The sequence below is a fragment of the Gordonia westfalica genome (assembly GCF_900105725.1).
Taxonomy (GTDB): domain Bacteria; phylum Actinomycetota; class Actinomycetes; order Mycobacteriales; family Mycobacteriaceae; genus Gordonia; species Gordonia westfalica.
This window is the reverse complement of record NZ_FNLM01000014.1, coordinates 1-17,010: the sequence shown is the minus strand read 5'-3', so window position 1 is coordinate 17,010 and position 17,010 is coordinate 1. Positions and strand designations below refer to the sequence as shown.

At 62.5% G+C, this 17,010-nt stretch carries 22 protein-coding genes and 2 pseudogenes; 7 read left to right on the top strand and 17 right to left on the bottom strand.

The window, feature by feature from the left end; translation table 11 throughout:
• From BLU62_RS01955 to BLU62_RS32735, 8 genes and pseudogenes are all read right to left on the bottom strand, one after another.
• Nucleotides 1-260, bottom strand: a pseudogene (locus tag BLU62_RS01955) (hypothetical protein); the annotation flags it as partial.
• A gap of 288 nt (nt 261-548) precedes the next feature.
• Nucleotides 549-899: a hypothetical protein gene (locus BLU62_RS01950; protein ID WP_074848185.1), complete on the bottom strand. Its 351-nt coding sequence runs from the start codon at nt 897-899 to the stop codon at nt 549-551.
• A gap of 75 nt (nt 900-974) precedes the next feature.
• A complete protein-coding gene (locus BLU62_RS31475) occupies nt 975-1,166 on the bottom strand; it encodes a hypothetical protein (protein WP_084811714.1) in 192 nt (63 codons plus the stop codon).
• Nucleotides 1,163-1,738, bottom strand: a complete 576-nt coding sequence (locus BLU62_RS01945; protein WP_084811713.1) for a hypothetical protein — start codon at nt 1,736-1,738, stop codon at nt 1,163-1,165. The genes BLU62_RS31475 and BLU62_RS01945 overlap by 4 nt, the downstream gene beginning before the upstream one ends.
• Before the next feature lie 42 nt (nt 1,739-1,780).
• Complete coding sequence (locus BLU62_RS33150; protein ID WP_139179948.1) at nt 1,781-2,044, bottom strand: hypothetical protein; 264 nt, start codon at nt 2,042-2,044, stop codon at nt 1,781-1,783.
• Nucleotides 2,041-3,081 carry a phage portal protein gene (locus BLU62_RS01940; protein ID WP_244278032.1) on the bottom strand — a complete coding sequence of 347 codons (1,041 nt, stop codon included), beginning with the start codon at nt 3,079-3,081 and terminating at the stop codon, nt 2,041-2,043. Before BLU62_RS01940 ends, BLU62_RS33150 begins: the two co-directional genes overlap by 4 nt.
• Before the next feature lie 12 nt (nt 3,082-3,093).
• Nucleotides 3,094-4,509, bottom strand: coding sequence for a large terminase (locus tag BLU62_RS01935; RefSeq protein WP_244278031.1), 1,416 nt, complete (start codon nt 4,507-4,509; stop codon nt 3,094-3,096).
• A gap of 240 nt (nt 4,510-4,749) precedes the next feature.
• Nucleotides 4,750-4,917 carry a hypothetical protein gene (locus tag BLU62_RS32735; RefSeq protein WP_159441517.1) on the bottom strand — a complete coding sequence of 56 codons (168 nt, stop codon included), beginning with the start codon at nt 4,915-4,917 and terminating at the stop codon, nt 4,750-4,752.
• 300 nt (nt 4,918-5,217) lie between these two features.
• On the opposite strand from BLU62_RS32735, the gene BLU62_RS01925 reads away from it, so the two are divergent.
• The 7 genes from BLU62_RS01925 (at nt 5,218) to BLU62_RS01895 (ending at nt 10,990) form a co-directional block, all read left to right on the top strand.
• Nucleotides 5,218-5,484 carry a hypothetical protein gene (locus BLU62_RS01925; protein WP_139179947.1) on the top strand — a complete coding sequence of 89 codons (267 nt, stop codon included), beginning with the start codon at nt 5,218-5,220 and terminating at the stop codon, nt 5,482-5,484.
• Nucleotides 5,485-5,722: 238 nt separating this feature from the next.
• On the top strand, nt 5,723-7,138 hold the full coding sequence (locus tag BLU62_RS01920) for a large terminase (protein ID WP_244278031.1): 1,416 nt from the start codon (nt 5,723-5,725) through the stop codon (nt 7,136-7,138).
• A gap of 12 nt (nt 7,139-7,150) precedes the next feature.
• Entirely contained in the window at nt 7,151-8,509 is a 1,359-nt protein-coding gene (locus BLU62_RS01915) for a phage portal protein (RefSeq protein ID WP_074848175.1), read from the top strand.
• Nucleotides 8,496-9,260 (top strand): hypothetical protein, encoded by a 765-nt coding sequence (locus tag BLU62_RS01910; protein WP_074847889.1) that lies wholly within the window; start codon nt 8,496-8,498, stop codon nt 9,258-9,260. The genes BLU62_RS01915 and BLU62_RS01910 overlap by 14 nt, the downstream gene beginning before the upstream one ends.
• A gap of 75 nt (nt 9,261-9,335) precedes the next feature.
• The gene (locus BLU62_RS01905) at nt 9,336-9,917 is read left to right on the top strand and encodes a hypothetical protein (protein ID WP_074847885.1); all 582 of its coding nucleotides are present in this window, start codon (nt 9,336-9,338) and stop codon (nt 9,915-9,917) included.
• A gap of 9 nt (nt 9,918-9,926) precedes the next feature.
• A complete protein-coding gene (locus tag BLU62_RS01900) occupies nt 9,927-10,751 on the top strand; it encodes a phage major capsid protein (RefSeq protein WP_074848177.1) in 825 nt (274 codons plus the stop codon).
• A gap of 5 nt (nt 10,752-10,756) precedes the next feature.
• The gene (locus tag BLU62_RS01895; protein WP_139179946.1) at nt 10,757-10,990 is read left to right on the top strand and encodes a hypothetical protein; all 234 of its coding nucleotides are present in this window, start codon (nt 10,757-10,759) and stop codon (nt 10,988-10,990) included.
• A 361-nt stretch (nt 10,991-11,351) separates the two neighbouring features.
• Here the strand turns inward: BLU62_RS01895 and BLU62_RS01890 are convergent, their stop codons facing one another.
• The 9 genes and pseudogenes from BLU62_RS01890 to BLU62_RS32730 form a co-directional block, all read right to left on the bottom strand.
• Complete coding sequence (locus BLU62_RS01890; RefSeq protein ID WP_074848177.1) at nt 11,352-12,176, bottom strand: phage major capsid protein; 825 nt, start codon at nt 12,174-12,176, stop codon at nt 11,352-11,354.
• Nucleotides 12,177-12,185: 9 nt separating this feature from the next.
• Nucleotides 12,186-12,767, bottom strand: coding sequence for a hypothetical protein (locus tag BLU62_RS01885; protein ID WP_074847885.1), 582 nt, complete (start codon nt 12,765-12,767; stop codon nt 12,186-12,188).
• A gap of 75 nt (nt 12,768-12,842) precedes the next feature.
• Nucleotides 12,843-13,034 (bottom strand): hypothetical protein, encoded by a 192-nt coding sequence (locus BLU62_RS31470; protein WP_084811714.1) that lies wholly within the window; start codon nt 13,032-13,034, stop codon nt 12,843-12,845.
• Nucleotides 13,031-13,606 carry a hypothetical protein gene (locus tag BLU62_RS01880; RefSeq protein WP_084811713.1) on the bottom strand — a complete coding sequence of 192 codons (576 nt, stop codon included), beginning with the start codon at nt 13,604-13,606 and terminating at the stop codon, nt 13,031-13,033. Before BLU62_RS01880 ends, BLU62_RS31470 begins: the two co-directional genes overlap by 4 nt.
• Complete coding sequence (locus tag BLU62_RS01875; protein ID WP_074848175.1) at nt 13,593-14,951, bottom strand: phage portal protein; 1,359 nt, start codon at nt 14,949-14,951, stop codon at nt 13,593-13,595. Before BLU62_RS01875 ends, BLU62_RS01880 begins: the two co-directional genes overlap by 14 nt.
• 12 nt (nt 14,952-14,963) lie before the next feature.
• The gene (locus BLU62_RS33470; RefSeq protein WP_139179984.1) at nt 14,964-15,260 is read right to left on the bottom strand and encodes a hypothetical protein; all 297 of its coding nucleotides are present in this window, start codon (nt 15,258-15,260) and stop codon (nt 14,964-14,966) included.
• 5 nt (nt 15,261-15,265) lie between these two features.
• Nucleotides 15,266-15,466 carry a hypothetical protein gene (locus tag BLU62_RS33465; protein ID WP_244278030.1) on the bottom strand — a complete coding sequence of 67 codons (201 nt, stop codon included), beginning with the start codon at nt 15,464-15,466 and terminating at the stop codon, nt 15,266-15,268.
• A 151-nt stretch (nt 15,467-15,617) separates the two neighbouring features.
• Nucleotides 15,618-16,610, bottom strand: coding sequence for a hypothetical protein (locus BLU62_RS33460; RefSeq protein WP_244278029.1), 993 nt, complete (start codon nt 16,608-16,610; stop codon nt 15,618-15,620).
• A 3-nt stretch (nt 16,611-16,613) separates the two neighbouring features.
• Nucleotides 16,614-17,010 (bottom strand): annotated as a pseudogene (locus BLU62_RS32730) (hypothetical protein); the annotation flags it as partial.

The following is a 17,010-nucleotide window of genomic DNA, read 5'->3' as shown; positions in this document are numbered from 1 at the left end:
GCGTCGGTGTACGGGGCCAGGCTGCCCGCAGACTGGGCGGCGTCGATGTCGTCGACCTTGAAGTCGAAGTTCTTCTCCTGGTCGATCAGGAGGTCGACGCCGGTGTCGGTGATGGCGTCAGCCGACGTGGTGCGGTTGTTGGCCTTGTAGTCCTTGATCGCGGGTGCGACGACACCGGGGATGTGGACGGTGTTGCCTTTGTCGCGACGCCTTCGTACTGGCGGTCGAGCAGAGCGGCGAACACCTTCTCGGCGTCCCACGCCTGGGTGATGTTCGCCGCCACAGTTCGGGAATGAAATGGGTGATGGCCATGATGGCTCCTTACTTTCGGATGCCCTTGAGTTCGTCGAGCTGGCCTTTGGCGTCAGCGTCGCGAATCTGGCTGGGGACATGTTCTTCAGGTCTGCCTGAGTGAGCTGCTGCACCTTGTTCGCCGGCGCCGCATCGGCATTGGCAACCACCGATGCCGGGGCAGCGGGCGGTACGGTCTGCTTGGGTCCGCGGAACGATTGCAGGCGTCGAGATGGGCGCGCATCTCCTCCTCGGTGTCACCGACGAGTAGATCCGCGGCACATCGGTGCCTTCCACGATCTTCTTGGCGAGGTTGTCGCGTTCCCGCTGCTTCGTGTTTGCAGCGAGGGCAGCTTCGGCCTTTTCGGCCGCTCCTGCCAGGTCTGCTCGTCGCGTTCCTTCTGCGCCAGCAGTTCGTCGTACTTGCGGGCCTTGTCGGCGTTCGCCTTCCGGCCCTTCTCGTTCTCGCGAGACAGCGACTTCCACTTGTCGCGTTCAGCGATGAGATCCTCCACACTGAGCGTGGGCTCACTGTCGGTGGTCTCAACCTCGGCGGTCGGGTCGTCTTGCTGGTCAACCGTTTCGGCGGCAGCAGTTTCCTCGGGCATGTTGCTCCTGACGTTTCGTCGGATGGTGCGCCGTTGCGGCGCTCAAAATCCCCGCACTGGTGTGCGAGGGAAGCTCTAGGCGGCTTTGAAGTTCTGGTCCCGCCATGTGAGGACGGGGCCGATCTCTCCGTGGTCGCGGACCAGGAGAAGTTTCTGGTAGTCGTGGGCGGCGCGATTGTCGGCGCCGGTAAGTTCCCGCACCTGCTTGTGTGTGTCCTCGAGTAGATCCGGATCGATCACCCGGTCGCCGTTCCAATCCGACTTCACGGAGCGACCGAACAGTCACATCCAGGGTGTATGGGCGACAGGTCACCAACGTGATAGCGCTGAGTAGAGGCGATGACACAGAGAGCACAGTTCTTGGGGCCGTTCAGCACCCGCCGGTACGCCTTGACTCCAGCAGCCTGGAGGGACGCGTCGGCCTGCCGTACCTTCGCCATCTGCATGTCCGTCGCCACCAGATGCATCAACCGTGTGGCCCCGGCCGCGACTGCCGCATCCAGCGGTGCGGATTCGGAAAGGTCGGCCCATACCTGCTCAAAAGGCCTCCGGTACAACAGTTCGGGGTCCACCCCACGGCCACGGGTAACCCCGTCTCGATCCACTGGAAGCGGAACTCCACCTGATACAGCACGGGCAATATAACTGGACGTCAGATTCGCGACTTGAAGTTGTCCCGCCGTCACCATCGGCACCAGTCGGGCAATCAGCCTCTCTGCCTGAGCATCACGGAACGCGGGAAGCCCACCCCAGATTGCGTTGGCGTAGTTCATCACCCGCGCGCGGACGTCCGCAACGGCCTGTTGGTAGCCGATCAGAAGGCGATCAGACTCGGGCATTCGCGTTGTCCACGAAACTCATCAGCTGCTCGTCAGCCAGATCTAAGGCATCCTGCTCGATCTGCTCCGGCGAGTAGCCAAGAATGTTGCGGGCAATCGACTTCCATGACTCCCCGCACCCTTCGCCTTCACCGCGGCGTCATACTTCTCCGACAGCGACACGTGATCCGGCGGTTCCCACGACAAGGAGATCGTCTCCTCGGTCTCAAACCCCTCGATACGCAAAGCTTTCGAGATGATCGCCGACAAGCCCGTATCAACCACGTCAAGTCGGTCACGCGCCTTCAGGATCAACGCTTCCTTCATCGCAGCAGAGCCGGTAGCCGACTGATTCTGAGAACCCGGAAGCAGCGCGGGAACGGGGTGGCCGACATCTCCGACAGCTCCCGCAAGTCATCCTTCACACCCTCCAGAAGAGGCCTAATATCGGTGGCATCGGACTCCCACAACTCGATACCAGCAGGGATGTCCCACAACGCACCAGGCGCCGGCTCGAACACCGACGCCCAATCGATGTCGTTGCCTTCGGCGTCCTTCTGTGGCAGACCTCCCGTGAGGGCGCGCTGACGCCACGCCTGCATCGCTGATGTCACACGACGCTCGAGGATTCCCGCGTTGATGCGGGTGATGGTGTCGAGATGGGGTTCGAACTCACCCATTCCGAGCGGGTTGTTCAACACCACCACCGGCGGCCCCTCGCCGGTGATGACGAACTCTGTCGCCGCATCCCACTGATCCGAACTGGCACGGTTGTTGCGGATGCGCCGCTCCACCACCTCGGCAGGGTTTACCCACACCGAACGGCTGAACAGCTGCCAGCCGATCTGACACCACACGATCGCAAAGTCTGTTTCCGCATCCGAGTCACGCCACCAACGGATCGCGGCGCGCGCCTTCCACGGCTGCAACGGGTCAGTCGCCGCGTACATCATTTCCGGTGAGTCCGCCGTGATGACGGCGTGCCCATTGTCCCCGACCCATGCAGTCATGTAGCTGGTGGCGTAATTCAGCATGTGATGGGTGGCTTCCTTAGCGACCACACCTTTGATGCGGTTATCGCGCCAGATCCTTTGCGCCGCAGCCACCACATCACTGTCGGTGTTGGAGCCAACATCAATACCGTTGGGGATCAGCCGCTCCGCCAAGGATGACGAGATCTTCGTCGCCAGGTTGACGCGCGACTGCCGCTGAAAACGCTGCCACGACGCCCGCACATTCTTACCCATCTCAGGGAGCGGGGCGTCGCCGTCAACGTAGCGACGCAGCAGACTGATTCGCGGCTGCGCAGCATCCAAACGGGCTGTGAGGACGGGGAGCCATTCGGCCGGCGTCACCGGAATCATGCACCACCCCTCTCAGTAGATGCGACGTGGCATTCCGACCGGCCTTGGCGGTCGAGCCCCTGACTTGCGTGCGTCCAGACAGGCTTTCCACGACAGCACCGACGCCATCGCGGCATCAAACTTGAGGTCAGCCCGACCATCTTGCTTCTGGAGGACATCCAAGGGTTTCCCCTCGTCGTCCACGATCTTCAGTTCCTTGCGGCCCGCGTTTCCGAGGTGCCTGACAAAGTCCTCGTGGCTGTGTTCGCCACCGAATGTGATCGACCCCGAGTCGATGGCTTCCCGATACTCGCGCAGCGTGTACGCCATCGGCTTCACTCGGGCGGTCCACCACTCCTCCACCCGGTCAGGCCATTTCGCAGCCCACGAGCCGACCGTTTCGGTCCAGTGTGGGGGGTCGGCGTACATCTTCCACACCGCATACCGGGTCATGGCGTCCTCGACGGCGGCGGTCACCTCAGCTTCGTTGACTTCCCAACCGTCGTCTTCTAGGTCGTCATCGTCGGGGCGTTCCCACAACCCCAGCAACTCCTGCAACCCGGTGTCGATGCTCGTCGCCACCAACGCGGTAGCGTCACGGAACCGGGCGCCATCGAAACCGAGAGTGATGAACCCGCCCTTAGGGATGCGCTCCCCTGAGCGGCACAAACCCGGTTTGATCTTCTTCATGTCAAACGCCTGGTCGCCCTGACGTTTCCACCGGTTCAACCACACCCGCTCGAGATACGGCCCATCGGCGCCAGGGCGATCCCACTTCGAAGCGATCTCGTCGAACTGGCCCGGACCGAACTCGCCGATCGGGCCGGTCGCCTCAGCGATCGCCCGAATCCGCTCGTCCTTATCCGACAGATCCCGTTCGGGATCGTCATCCGTGCGATACAGATAGAACAAGTCCGGACGCTGAATTTTGCCTTCAGCGATCTGCGTGGCCTCGATGTGAATCTCTTCAGCCACCGAACCCTGACCGGGTTGACCGGCAGTCCCCACATACAACGACCACGGATCATCCAGCGGACGTTTCGGCAGGTTCGCATCCATCGTCTGGTGCGCCTTCAACTGCCGCGGCAAATACAGCCGGTGCGGCTCATCGAAACAGTTCATCGTCGTACGAGCGCCGTCACGAGACCCTGGGTTGTTCGACAATGCGACCGCTTTGCCGTCAGCACGACCGTGATCATTCAGCCGCACAATCCGATCCAACGTCGAATCGAACAGGTCCGCATCAGGGCCTTCTTCGACGATGTACTTCAAAGCGCCGTAAGCAAGTTCCTCAACCTGCTCCACCGACACCGCCAACATCGGAATGTACGGCGAGTTCACCGGCCTACCCACCGGATTCCCCGAGGCATCCCACCCGTCAAACCGGGTCGGCCCCTCCGGATGAAGCTCACAGAACGCTAGGAGCGCCTGCTTCTCTGTCTTCGCCAACCCCTTGCGGACTGACAGTCCAACCCGTTTGAACCGACGACGTCCCTCCCAAGGATGACCTTTCGGGAACACCTCGAAAGCACGATGGATGAACGCCCGAAACTCCGGGTCAATCTCGTACGGCTCCCCCTGCAACGAACCCGGGCCATAGATCGCACGATCCTCGATCAGATCGCATATCTGCGGCCCCAGGGTTGGCCAGGGTTCCGGGTCTGGACCCGGAACGACCAGCAGCACGGGTCACACGGCGTAGAGACTCGAGCGCGGATCATCCTTCGGAGGATTCTTCCGCTGCGGCACCGACGTTTCCCGCCGGCGCTTGCCACGGTTCTCCACCTCGTCGACATGCTCAACCTCGGCCCGCAGACGCATCAGCGCCAGCGGATTCAACCCGAGACGGTCAGACAACTGCCGCGCCTCCGCAGCAGCCTTCAGGTCGCCCTGCTCGGCACGAACCTTCCACCGCCCCCCCCCCCCCCCCCCCCCCCCCCCCCCCCCCCCCCCCCCCCCCCCCCCCCCCCCCCCCCCCCCCCCCCCCCCCCCCCCCCCCCCCCCCCCCCCCCCCCCCCCCCGCACATATTGCGCAACCTCACGATGCGTATGGGACTCTTCCCCAGCATGCACCTCCACGGGTCGACCCGACCTCGGCCGCGACTCGAGCCTCGCAGGATTCATTGGGTTGCGGATCTGTGGTCGACGCCTCAGGCGGTGATCTGGGAAGAGTCCCATACGCATCGTGAGGTTGCGCAATATGTGCGGTGGAAGGTTCGTGCCGAGCAGGGCGACCTGAAGGCTGCTGCGGAGGCGCGGCAGTTGTCTGACCGTCTCGGGTTGAATCCGCTGGCGCTGATGCGTCTGCGGCCGAAGCATGTCGACGAGGTGGAGAACCGTGGCAAGCGCCGGCGGGAAACGTCGGTGCCGCAGCGGAAGAATCCTCCGAAGGATGATCCGCGCTCGAGTCTCTACGCCGTGTGACCCGTGCTGCTGGTCGTTCCGGGTCCAGACCCGGAACCCTGGCCAACCCTGGGCCGCAGATATGCGATCTGATCGAGGATCGTGCGATCTATGGCCCGGGTTCGTTGCAGGGGAGCCGTACGAGATTGACCCGGAGTTTCGGGCGTTCATCCATCGTGCTTTCGAGGTGTTCCCGAAAGGTCATCCTTGGGAGGGACGTCGTCGGTTCAAACGGGTTGGACTGTCAGTCCGCAAGGGGTTGGCGAAGACAGAGAAGCAGGCGCTCCTAGCGTTCTGTGAGCTTCATCCGGAGGGGCCGACCCGGTTTGACGGGTGGGATGCCTCGGGGAATCCGGTGGGTAGGCCGGTGAACTCGCCGTACATTCCGATGTTGGCGGTGTCGGTGGAGCAGGTTGAGGAACTTGCTTACGGCGCTTTGAAGTACATCGTCGAAGAAGGCCCTGATGCGGACCTGTTCGATTCGACGTTGGATCGGATTGTGCGGCTGAATGATCACGGTCGTGCTGACGGCAAAGCGGTCGCATTGTCGAACAACCCAGGGTCTCGTGACGGCGCTCGTACGACGATGAACTGTTTCGATGAGCCGCACCGGCTGTATTTGCCGCGGCAGTTGAAGGCGCACCAGACGATGGATGCGAACCTGCCGAAACGTCCGCTGGATGATCCGTGGTCGTTGTATGTGGGGACTGCCGGTCAACCCGGTCAGGGTTCGGTGGCTGAAGAGATTCACATCGAGGCCACGCAGATCGCTGAAGGCAAAATTCAGCGTCCGGACTTGTTCTATCTGTATCGCACGGATGACGATCCCGAACGGGATCTGTCGGATAAGGACGAGCGGATTCGGGCGATCGCTGAGGCGACCGGCCCGATCGGCGAGTTCGGTCCGGGCCAGTTCGACGAGATCGCTTCGAAGTGGGATCGCCCTGGCGCCGATGGGCCGTATCTCGAGCGGGTGTGGTTGAACCGGTGGAAACGTCAGGGCGACCAGGCGTTTGACATGAAGAAGATCAAACCGGGTTTGTGCCGCTCAGGGGAGCGCATCCCTAAGGGCGGGTTCATCACTCTCGGTTTCGATGGCGCCCGGTTCCGTGACGCTACCGCGTTGGTGGCGACGAGCATCGACACCGGGTTGCAGGAGTTGCTGGGGTTGTGGGAACGCCCCGACGATGACGACCTAGAAGACGACGGTTGGGAAGTCAACGAAGCTGAGGTGACCGCCGCCGTCGAGGACGCCATGACCCGGTATGCGGTGTGGAAGATGTACGCCGACCCCCCACACTGGACCGAAACGGTCGGCTCGTGGGCTGCGAAATGGCCTGACCGGGTGGAGGAGTGGTGGACCGCCCGAGTGAAGCCGATGGCGTACACGCTGCGCGAGTATCGGGAAGCCATCGACTCGGGGTCGATCACATTCGGTGGCGAACACAGCCACGAGGACTTTGTCAGGCACCTCGGAAACGCGGGCCGCAAGGAACTGAAGATCGTGGACGACGAGGGGAAACCCTTGGATGTCCTCCAGAAGCAAGATGGTCGGGCTGACCTCAAGTTTGATGCCGCGATGGCGTCGGTGCTGTCGTGGAAAGCCTGTCTGGACGCACGCAAGTCAGGGGCTCGACCGCCAAGGCCGGTCGGAATGCCACGTCGCATCTACTGAGAGGGGTGGTGCATGATTCCGGTGACGCCGGCCGAATGGCTCCCCGTCCTCACAGCCCGTTTGGATGCTGCGCAGCCGCGAATCAGTCTGCTGCGTCGCTACGTTGACGGCGACGCCCCGCTCCCTGAGATGGGTAAGAATGTGCGGGCGTCGTGGCAGCGTTTTCAGCGGCAGTCGCGCGTCAACCTGGCGACGAAGATCTCGTCATCCTTGGCGGAGCGGCTGATCCCCAACGGTATTGATGTTGGCTCCAACACCGACAGTGATGTGGTGGCTGCGGCGCAAAGGATCTGGCGCGATAACCGCATCAAAGGTGTGGTCGCTAAGGAAGCCACCCATCACATGCTGAATTACGCCACCAGCTACATGACTGCATGGGTCGGGGACAATGGGCACGCCGTCATCACGGCGGACTCACCGGAAATGATGTACGCGGCGACTGACCCGTTGCAGCCGTGGAAGGCGCGCGCCGCGATCCGTTGGTGGCGTGACTCGGATGCGGAAACAGACTTTGCGATCGTGTGGTGTCAGATCGGCTGGCAGCTGTTCAGCCGTTCGGTGTGGGTAAACCCTGCCGAGGTGGTGGAGCGGCGCATCCGCAACAACCGTGCCAGTTCGGATCAGTGGGATGCGGCGACAGAGTTCGTCATCACCGGCGAGGGGCCGCCGGTGGTGGTGTTGAACAACCCGCTCGGAATGGGTGAGTTCGAACCCCATCTCGACACCATCACCCGCATCAACGCGGGAATCCTCGAGCGTCGTGTGACATCAGCGATGCAGGCGTGGCGTCAGCGCGCCCTCACGGGAGGTCTGCCACAGAAGGACGCCGAAGGCAACGACATCGATTGGGCGTCGGTGTTCGAGCCGGCGCCTGGTGCGTTGTGGGACATCCCTGCTGGTATCGAGTTGTGGGAGTCCGATGCCACCGATATTAGGCCTCTTCTGGAGGGTGTGAAGGATGACTTGCGGGAGCTGTCGGAGATGTCGGCCACCCCGTTCCCCGCGCTGCTTCCGGGTTCTCAGAATCAGTCGGCTACCGGCTCTGCTGCGATGAAGGAAGCGTTGATCCTGAAGGCGCGTGACCGACTTGACGTGGTTGATACGGGCTTGTCGGCGATCATCTCGAAAGCTTTGCGTATCGAGGGGTTTGAGACCGAGGAGACGATCTCCTTGTCGTGGGAACCGCCGGATCACGTGTCGCTGTCGGAGAAGTATGACGCCGCGGTGAAGGCGAAGGGTGCGGGGGAGTCATGGAAGTCGATTGCCCGCAACATTCTTGGCTACTCGCCGGAGCAGATCGAGCAGGATGCCTTAGATCTGGCTGACGAGCAGCTGATGAGTTTCGTGGACAACGCGAATGCCCGAGTCTGATCGCCTTCTGATCGGCTACCAACAGGCCGTTGCGGACGTCCGCGCGCGGGTGATGAACTACGCCAACGCAATCTGGGGTGGGCTTCCCGCGTTCCGTGATGCTCAGGCAGAGAGGCTGATTGCCCGACTGGTGCCGATGGTGACGGCGGGACAACTTCAAGTCGCGAATCTGACGTCCAGTTATATTGCCCGTGCTGTATCAGGTGGAGTTCCGCTTCCAGTGGATCGAGACGGGGTTACCCGTGGCCGTGGGGTGGACCCCGAACTGTTGTACCGGAGGCCTTTTGAGCAGGTATGGGCCGACCTTTCCGAATCCGCACCGCTGGATGCGGCAGTCGCGGCCGGGGCCACACGGTTGATGCATCTGGTGGCGACGGACATGCAGATGGCGAAGGTACGGCAGGCCGACGCGTCCCTCCAGGCTGCTGGAGTCAAGGCGTACCGGCGGGTGCTGAACGGCCCCAAGAACTGTGCTCTCTGTGTCATCGCCTCTACTCAGCGCTATCACGTTGGTGACCTGTCGCCCATACACCCTGGATGTGACTGTTCGGTCGCTCCCGTGAAGTCGGATTGGAACGGCGACCGGGTGATCGATCCGGATCTACTCGAGGACACACACAAGCAGGTGCGGGAACTTACCGGCGCCGACAATCGCGCCGCCCACGACTACCAGAAACTTCTCCTGGTCCGCGACCACGGAGAGATCGGCCCCGTCCTCACATGGCGGGACCAGAACTTCAAAGCCGCCTAGAGCTTCCCTCGCACACCAGTGCGGGGATTTTGAGCGCCGCAACGGCGCACCATCCGACGAAACGTCAGGAGCAACATGCCCGAGGAAACTGCTGCCGCCGAAACGGTTGACCAGCAAGACGACCCGACCGCCGAGGTTGAGACCACCGACAGTGAGCCCACGCTCAGTGTGGAGGATCTCATCGCTGAACGCGACAAGTGGAAGTCGCTGTCTCGCGAGAACGAGAAGGGCCGGAAGGCGAACGCCGACAAGGCCCGCAAGTACGACGAACTGCTGGCGCAGAAGGAACGCGACGAGCAGACCTGGCAGGAGCGGGCCGAAAAGGCCGAAGCTGCCCTCGCTGCAAACACGAAGCAGCGGGAACGCGACAACCTCGCCAAGAAGATCGTGGAAGGCACCGATGTGCCCGCGGATCTACTCGTCGGTGACACCGAGGAGGAGATGCGCGCCCATCTCGACCGCCTGCAATCGTTCCGCGGACCCAAGCAGACCGTACCGCCCGCTGCCCCGGCATCGGTGGTTGCCAATGCCGATGCGGCGCCGGCGAACAAGGTGCAGCAGCTCACTCAGGCAGACCTGAAGAACATGTCCCCAGCCCAGATTCGCGACGCTGACGCCAAAGGCCAGCTCGACGAACTCAAGGGCATCCGAAAGTAAGGAGCCATCATGGCCATCACCCATTTCATTCCCGAACTGTGGGCGGCGAACATCACCCAGGCGTGGGACGCCGAGAAGGTGTTCGCCGCTCTGCTCGACCGCCAGTACGAAGGCGTCGCGACAAAGGGCAACACCGTCCACATCCCCGGTGTCGTCGCACCCGCGATCAAGGACTACAAGGCCAACAACCGCACCACGTCGGCTGACGCCATCACCGACACCGGCGTCGACCTCCTGATCGACCAGGAGAAGAACTTCGACTTCAAGGTCGACGACATCGACGCCGCCCAGTCTGCGGGCAGCCTGGCCCCGTACACCGACGCCGCCGGAAAGGCGCTCGTCGATGACGCGGACAAGTTCATCGCCACCATGCTCGCCGCCGGAGCCACCAACCTGTCGGGCTCCGCTCCGGACACCGGGAACAAGGCATTCGACCTCGTCAAGGCTGCTCGTGTGGCCCTGAACAAGAAGAACGCCCCCGCCTCCGGCCGAGTTCTCGTGTGCAACGCCGACTTCGAAGGTCTGCTCCTCGGCGCGGATTCGAAGCTCACCAGCTTCGATGTGTCCGGCGACAACAACGGCCTCCGCAACGGCACCATCGGCTCCCTCCTCGGGTTCCGTGTGCTGTCGTCGAACAACCTGCCCAACAACTCCACCCCCGGCTTCGTGGCGTTCCACCCGGAGGCCGCGGCCTACGTGTCGCAGCTCGATAAGGTGGAGGCCCTGCGCGCCGACAACAGCTTCGCCGACCGGCTGCGCGGCCTGCACGTGTACGGCGGCAAGGTTGTCCGTCCGGACGGCGTCGTCAAGTTCGGAATGACTTCGGGTAGCTGATCCAGGTGTCTCTTCCTCCCCTTGCTGTTCGTGACGACGTGATCGCCGTGGCGCAAAGGGACCTGACCGAACCTGAGCACGCGTCGGTGTATCAACTGTTGGATGCGGCATCGGACCAGTTCCGTGCCGCATCCCAACAGCAGTTCACCCCCGGCGAGTCGACGGTGCGGTTGAAGGTGAATGGTGGGCGGGTCCGTCTGGACCAGTTGCCAGTCACAGGGGTGACGTCTGTGCGATGACGCGGGAAACTGTGGCTACACCCGAATGGGATGTGGTTGACCGTCGTTGATTCTTCACGGTTCCTCACTTCACATCTCGCTCAATGCCGGCGGTGTGCAAGATCGTCGTCGCGAATGAGTCGGACCGACGTTCCCCCCACTGATCGGAGTCCCAGCCGACGGCACAGACTCACCCTGTGACCTCCTTCCACGACCCGCCCACCACACCTTCCCCCCGACTCGCCGGTGAACTGCTGTTGGATGCGGCACGAACTGGTCCGATGCGAAACAGTTGATACCGACGCGTGCTCAGGTTCGGCAGGTCCTTTGCGCCACGGCGATCACGTCGTCACGAACAGCAAGGGAGGAAGAGACACCTGGATCAGCTACCCGAAGTCATTCCGAACTTGACGACGCCGTCCGGACGGACAACCTTGCCGCCGTACACGTGCAGGCCGCGCAGCCGGTCGGCGAAGCTGTTGTCGGCGCGCAGGGCCTCCACCTTATCGAGCTGCGACACGTAGGCCGCGGCCTCCGGGTGGAACGCCACGAAGCCGGGGGTGGAGTTGTTGGGCAGGTTGTTCGACGACAGCACACGGAACCCGAGGAGGGAGCCGATGGTGCCGTTGCGGAGGCCGTTGTTGTCGCCGGACACATCGAAGCTGGTGAGCTTCGAATCCGCGCCGAGGAGCAGACCTTCGAAGTCGGCGTTGCACACGAGAACTCGGCCGGAGGCGGGGGCGTTCTTCTTGTTCAGGGCCACACGAGCAGCCTTGACGAGGTCGAATGCCTTGTTCCCGGTGTCCGGAGCGGAGCCCGACAGGTTGGTGGCTCCGGCGGCGAGCATGGTGGCGATGAACTTGTCCGCGTCATCGACGAGCGCCTTTCCGGCGGCGTCGGTGTACGGGGCCAGGCTGCCCGCAGACTGGGCGGCGTCGATGTCGTCGACCTTGAAGTCGAAGTTCTTCTCCTGGTCGATCAGGAGGTCGACGCCGGTGTCGGTGATGGCGTCAGCCGACGTGGTGCGGTTGTTGGCCTTGTAGTCCTTGATCGCGGGTGCGACGACACCGGGGATGTGGACGGTGTTGCCCTTTGTCGCGACGCCTTCGTACTGGCGGTCGAGCAGAGCGGCGAACACCTTCTCGGCGTCCCACGCCTGGGTGATGTTCGCCGCCCACAGTTCGGGAATGAAATGGGTGATGGCCATGATGGCTCCTTACTTTCGGATGCCCTTGAGTTCGTCGAGCTGGCCTTTGGCGTCAGCGTCGCGAATCTGGGCTGGGGACATGTTCTTCAGGTCTGCCTGAGTGAGCTGCTGCACCTTGTTCGCCGGCGCCGCATCGGCATTGGCAACCACCGATGCCGGGGCAGCGGGCGGTACGGTCTGCTTGGGTCCGCGGAACGATTGCAGGCGGTCGAGATGGGCGCGCATCTCCTCCTCGGTGTCACCGACGAGTAGATCCGCGGGCACATCGGTGCCTTCCACGATCTTCTTGGCGAGGTTGTCGCGTTCCCGCTGCTTCGTGTTTGCAGCGAGGGCAGCTTCGGCCTTTTCGGCCCGCTCCTGCCAGGTCTGCTCGTCGCGTTCCTTCTGCGCCAGCAGTTCGTCGTACTTGCGGGCCTTGTCGGCGTTCGCCTTCCGGCCCTTCTCGTTCTCGCGAGACAGCGACTTCCACTTGTCGCGTTCAGCGATGAGATCCTCCACACTGAGCGTGGGCTCACTGTCGGTGGTCTCAACCTCGGCGGTCGGGTCGTCTTGCTGGTCAACCGTTTCGGCGGCAGCAGTTTCCTCGGGCATGTTGCTCCTGACGTTTCGTCGGATGGTGCGCCGTTGCGGCGCTCAAAATCCCCGCACTGGTGTGCGAGGGAAGCTCTAGGCGGCTTTGAAGTTCTGGTCCCGCCATGTGAGGACGGGGCCGATCTCTCCGTGGTCGCGGACCAGGAGAAGTTTCTGGTAGTCGTGGGCGGCGCGATTGTCGGCGCCGGTAAGTTCCCGCACCTGCTTGTGTGTGTCCTCGAGTAGATCCGGATCGATCACCCGGTCGCCGTTCCAATCCGACTTCACGGAGCGACCGAACAGTCACATCCAGGGTGTATGGGCGACAGGTCACCAACGTGATAGCGCTGAGTAGAGGCGATGACACAGAGAGCACAGTTCTTGGGGCCGTTCAGCACCCGCCGGTACGCCTTGACTCCAGCAGCCTGGAGGGACGCGTCGGCCTGCCGTACCTTCGCCATCTGCATGTCCGTCGCCACCAGATGCATCAACCGTGTGGCCCCGGCCGCGACTGCCGCATCCAGCGGTGCGGATTCGGAAAGGTCGGCCCATACCTGCTCAAAAGGCCTCCGGTACAACAGTTCGGGGTCCACCCCACGGCCACGGGTAACCCCGTCTCGATCCACTGGAAGCGGAACTCCACCTGATACAGCACGGGCAATATAACTGGACGTCAGATTCGCGACTTGAAGTTGTCCCGCCGTCACCATCGGCACCAGTCGGGCAATCAGCCTCTCTGCCTGAGCATCACGGAACGCGGGAAGCCCACCCCAGATTGCGTTGGCGTAGTTCATCACCCGCGCGCGGACGTCCGCAACGGCCTGTTGGTAGCCGATCAGAAGGCGATCAGACTCGGGCATTCGCGTTGTCCACGAAACTCATCAGCTGCTCGTCAGCCAGATCTAAGGCATCCTGCTCGATCTGCTCCGGCGAGTAGCCAAGAATGTTGCGGGCAATCGACTTCCATGACTCCCCCGCACCCTTCGCCTTCACCGCGGCGTCATACTTCTCCGACAGCGACACGTGATCCGGCGGTTCCCACGACAAGGAGATCGTCTCCTCGGTCTCAAACCCCTCGATACGCAAAGCTTTCGAGATGATCGCCGACAAGCCCGTATCAACCACGTCAAGTCGGTCACGCGCCTTCAGGATCAACGCTTCCTTCATCGCAGCAGAGCCGGTAGCCGACTGATTCTGAGAACCCGGAAGCAGCGCGGGGAACGGGGTGGCCGACATCTCCGACAGCTCCCGCAAGTCATCCTTCACACCCTCCAGAAGAGGCCTAATATCGGTGGCATCGGACTCCCACAACTCGATACCAGCAGGGATGTCCCACAACGCACCAGGCGCCGGCTCGAACACCGACGCCCAATCGATGTCGTTGCCTTCGGCGTCCTTCTGTGGCAGACCTCCCGTGAGGGCGCGCTGACGCCACGCCTGCATCGCTGATGTCACACGACGCTCGAGGATTCCCGCGTTGATGCGGGTGATGGTGTCGAGATGGGGTTCGAACTCACCCATTCCGAGCGGGTTGTTCAACACCACCACCGGCGGCCCCTCGCCGGTGATGACGAACTCTGTCGCCGCATCCCACTGATCCGAACTGGCACGGTTGTTGCGGATGCGCCGCTCCACCACCTCGGCAGGGTTTACCCACACCGAACGGCTGAACAGCTGCCAGCCGATCTGACACCACACGATCGCAAAGTCTGTTTCCGCATCCGAGTCACGCCACCAACGGATCGCGGCGCGCGCCTTCCACGGCTGCAACGGGTCAGTCGCCGCGTACATCATTTCCGGTGAGTCCGCCGTGATGACGGCGTGCCCATTGTCCCCGACCCATGCAGTCATGTAGCTGGTGGCGTAATTCAGCATGTGATGGGTGGCTTCCTTAGCGACCACACCTTTGATGCGGTTATCGCGCCAGATCCTTTGCGCCGCAGCCACCACATCACTGTCGGTGTTGGAGCCAACATCAATACCGTTGGGGATCAGCCGCTCCGCCAAGGATGACGAGATCTTCGTCGCCAGGTTGACGCGCGACTGCCGCTGAAAACGCTGCCACGACGCCCGCACATTCTTACCCATCTCAGGGAGCGGGGCGTCGCCGTCAACGTAGCGACGCAGCAGACTGATTCGCGGCTGCGCAGCATCCAAACGGGCTGTGAGGACGGGGAGCCATTCGGCCGGCGTCACCGGAATCATGCACCACCCCTCTCAGTAGATGCGACGTGGCATTCCGACCGGCCTTGGCGGTCGAGCCCCTGACTTGCGTGCGTCCAGACAGGCTTTCCACGACAGCACCGACGCCATCGCGGCATCAAACTTGAGGTCAGCCCGACCATCTTGCTTCTGGAGGACATCCAAGGGTTTCCCCTCGTCGTCCACGATCTTCAGTTCCTTGCGGCCCGCGTTTCCGAGGTGCCTGACAAAGTCCTCGTGGCTGTGTTCGCCACCGAATGTGATCGACCCCGAGTCGATGGCTTCCCGATACTCGCGCAGCGTGTACGCCATCGGCTTCACTCGGGCGGTCCACCACTCCTCCACCCGGTCAGGCCATTTCGCAGCCCACGAGCCGACCGTTTCGGTCCAGTGTGGGGGTCGGCGTACATCTTCCACACCGCATACCGGGTCATGGCGTCCTCGACGGCGGCGGTCACCTCAAGCTTCTTGACTTCCCAACCGTCGTCTTCTAGGTCGTCATCGTCGGGCGTTCCCACAACCCAGCAACTCCTGCAACCCGGTGTCGATGCTCGTCGCCACCAACGCGGTAGCGTCACGGAACCGGGCGCCATCGAAACCGAGAGTGATGAACCCGCCCTTAGGGATGCGCTCCCCTGAGCGGCACAAACCCGTTTGATCTTCTTCATGTCAAACGCCTGGTCGCCCTGACGTTTCCACCGGTTCAACCACACCCGCTCGAGATACGGCCCATCGCGCCAGGGCGATCCCACTTCGAAGCGATCTCGTCGAACTGGCCCGGACCGAACTCGCCGATCGGGCGGTCGCCTCAGCGATCGCCCGAATCCGCTCGTCCTTATCCGACAGATCCCGTTCGGGATCGTCATCCGTGCGATACAGATAGAACAAGTCCGGACGCTGAATTTTGCCTTCAGCGATCTGCGTGGCCTCGATGTGAATCTCTTCAGCCACCGAACCCTGACCGGGTTGACCGGCAGTCCCCACATACAACGACCACGGATCATCCAGCGGACGTTTCGGCAGGTTCGCATCCATCGTCTGGTGCGCCTTCAACTGCCGCGGCAAATACAGCCGGTGCGGCTCATCGAAACAGTTCATCGTCGTACGAGCGCCGTCACGAGACCCTGGGTTGTTCGACAATGCGACCGCTTTGCCGTCAGCACGACCGTGATCATTCAGCCGCACAATCCGATCCAACGTCGAATCGAACAGGTCCGCATCAGGGCCTTCTTCGACGATGTACTTCAAAGCGCCGTAAGCAAGTTCCTCAACCTGCTCCACCGACACCGCCAACATCGGAATGTACGGCGAGTTCACCGGCCTACCCACCGGATTCCCCGAGGCATCCCACCCGTCAAACCGGGTCGGCCCCTCCGGATGAAGCTCACAGAACGCTAGGAGCGCCTGCTTCTCTGTCTTCGCCAACCCCTTGCGGACTGACAGTCCAACCCGTTTGAACCGACGACGTCCCTCCCAAGGATGACCTTTCGGGAACACCTCGAAAGCACGATGGATGAACGCCCGAAACTCCGGGTCAATCTCGTACGGCTCCCCCTGCAACGAACCCGGGCCATAGATCGCACGATCCTCGATCAGATCGCATATCTGCGGCCCCAGGGTTGGCCAGGGTTCCGGGTCTGGACCCGGAACGACCAGCAGCACGGGTCACACGGCGTAGAGACTCGAGCGCGGATCATCCTTCGGAGGATTCTTCCGCTGCGGCACCGACGTTTCCCGCCGGCGCTTGCCACGGTTCTCCACCTCGTCGACATGCTCAACCTCGGCCCGCAGACGCATCAGCGCCAGCGGATTCAACCCGAGACGGTCAGACAACTGCCGCGCCTCCGCAGCAGCCTTCAGGTCGCCCTGCTCGGCACGAACCTTCCACCGCACATATTGCGCAACCTCACGATGCGTATGGGACTCTTCCCAGATCACCGCCTGAGGCGTCGACCACAGATCCGCCCACAACGCCTTCTCTGCATCAGTGGCCTGCTCAATCTGCAACTGCAACTGGGCCACCAGCAGTTCATTCTTGTTCAGATCGCGCCGCAGCCGGCCC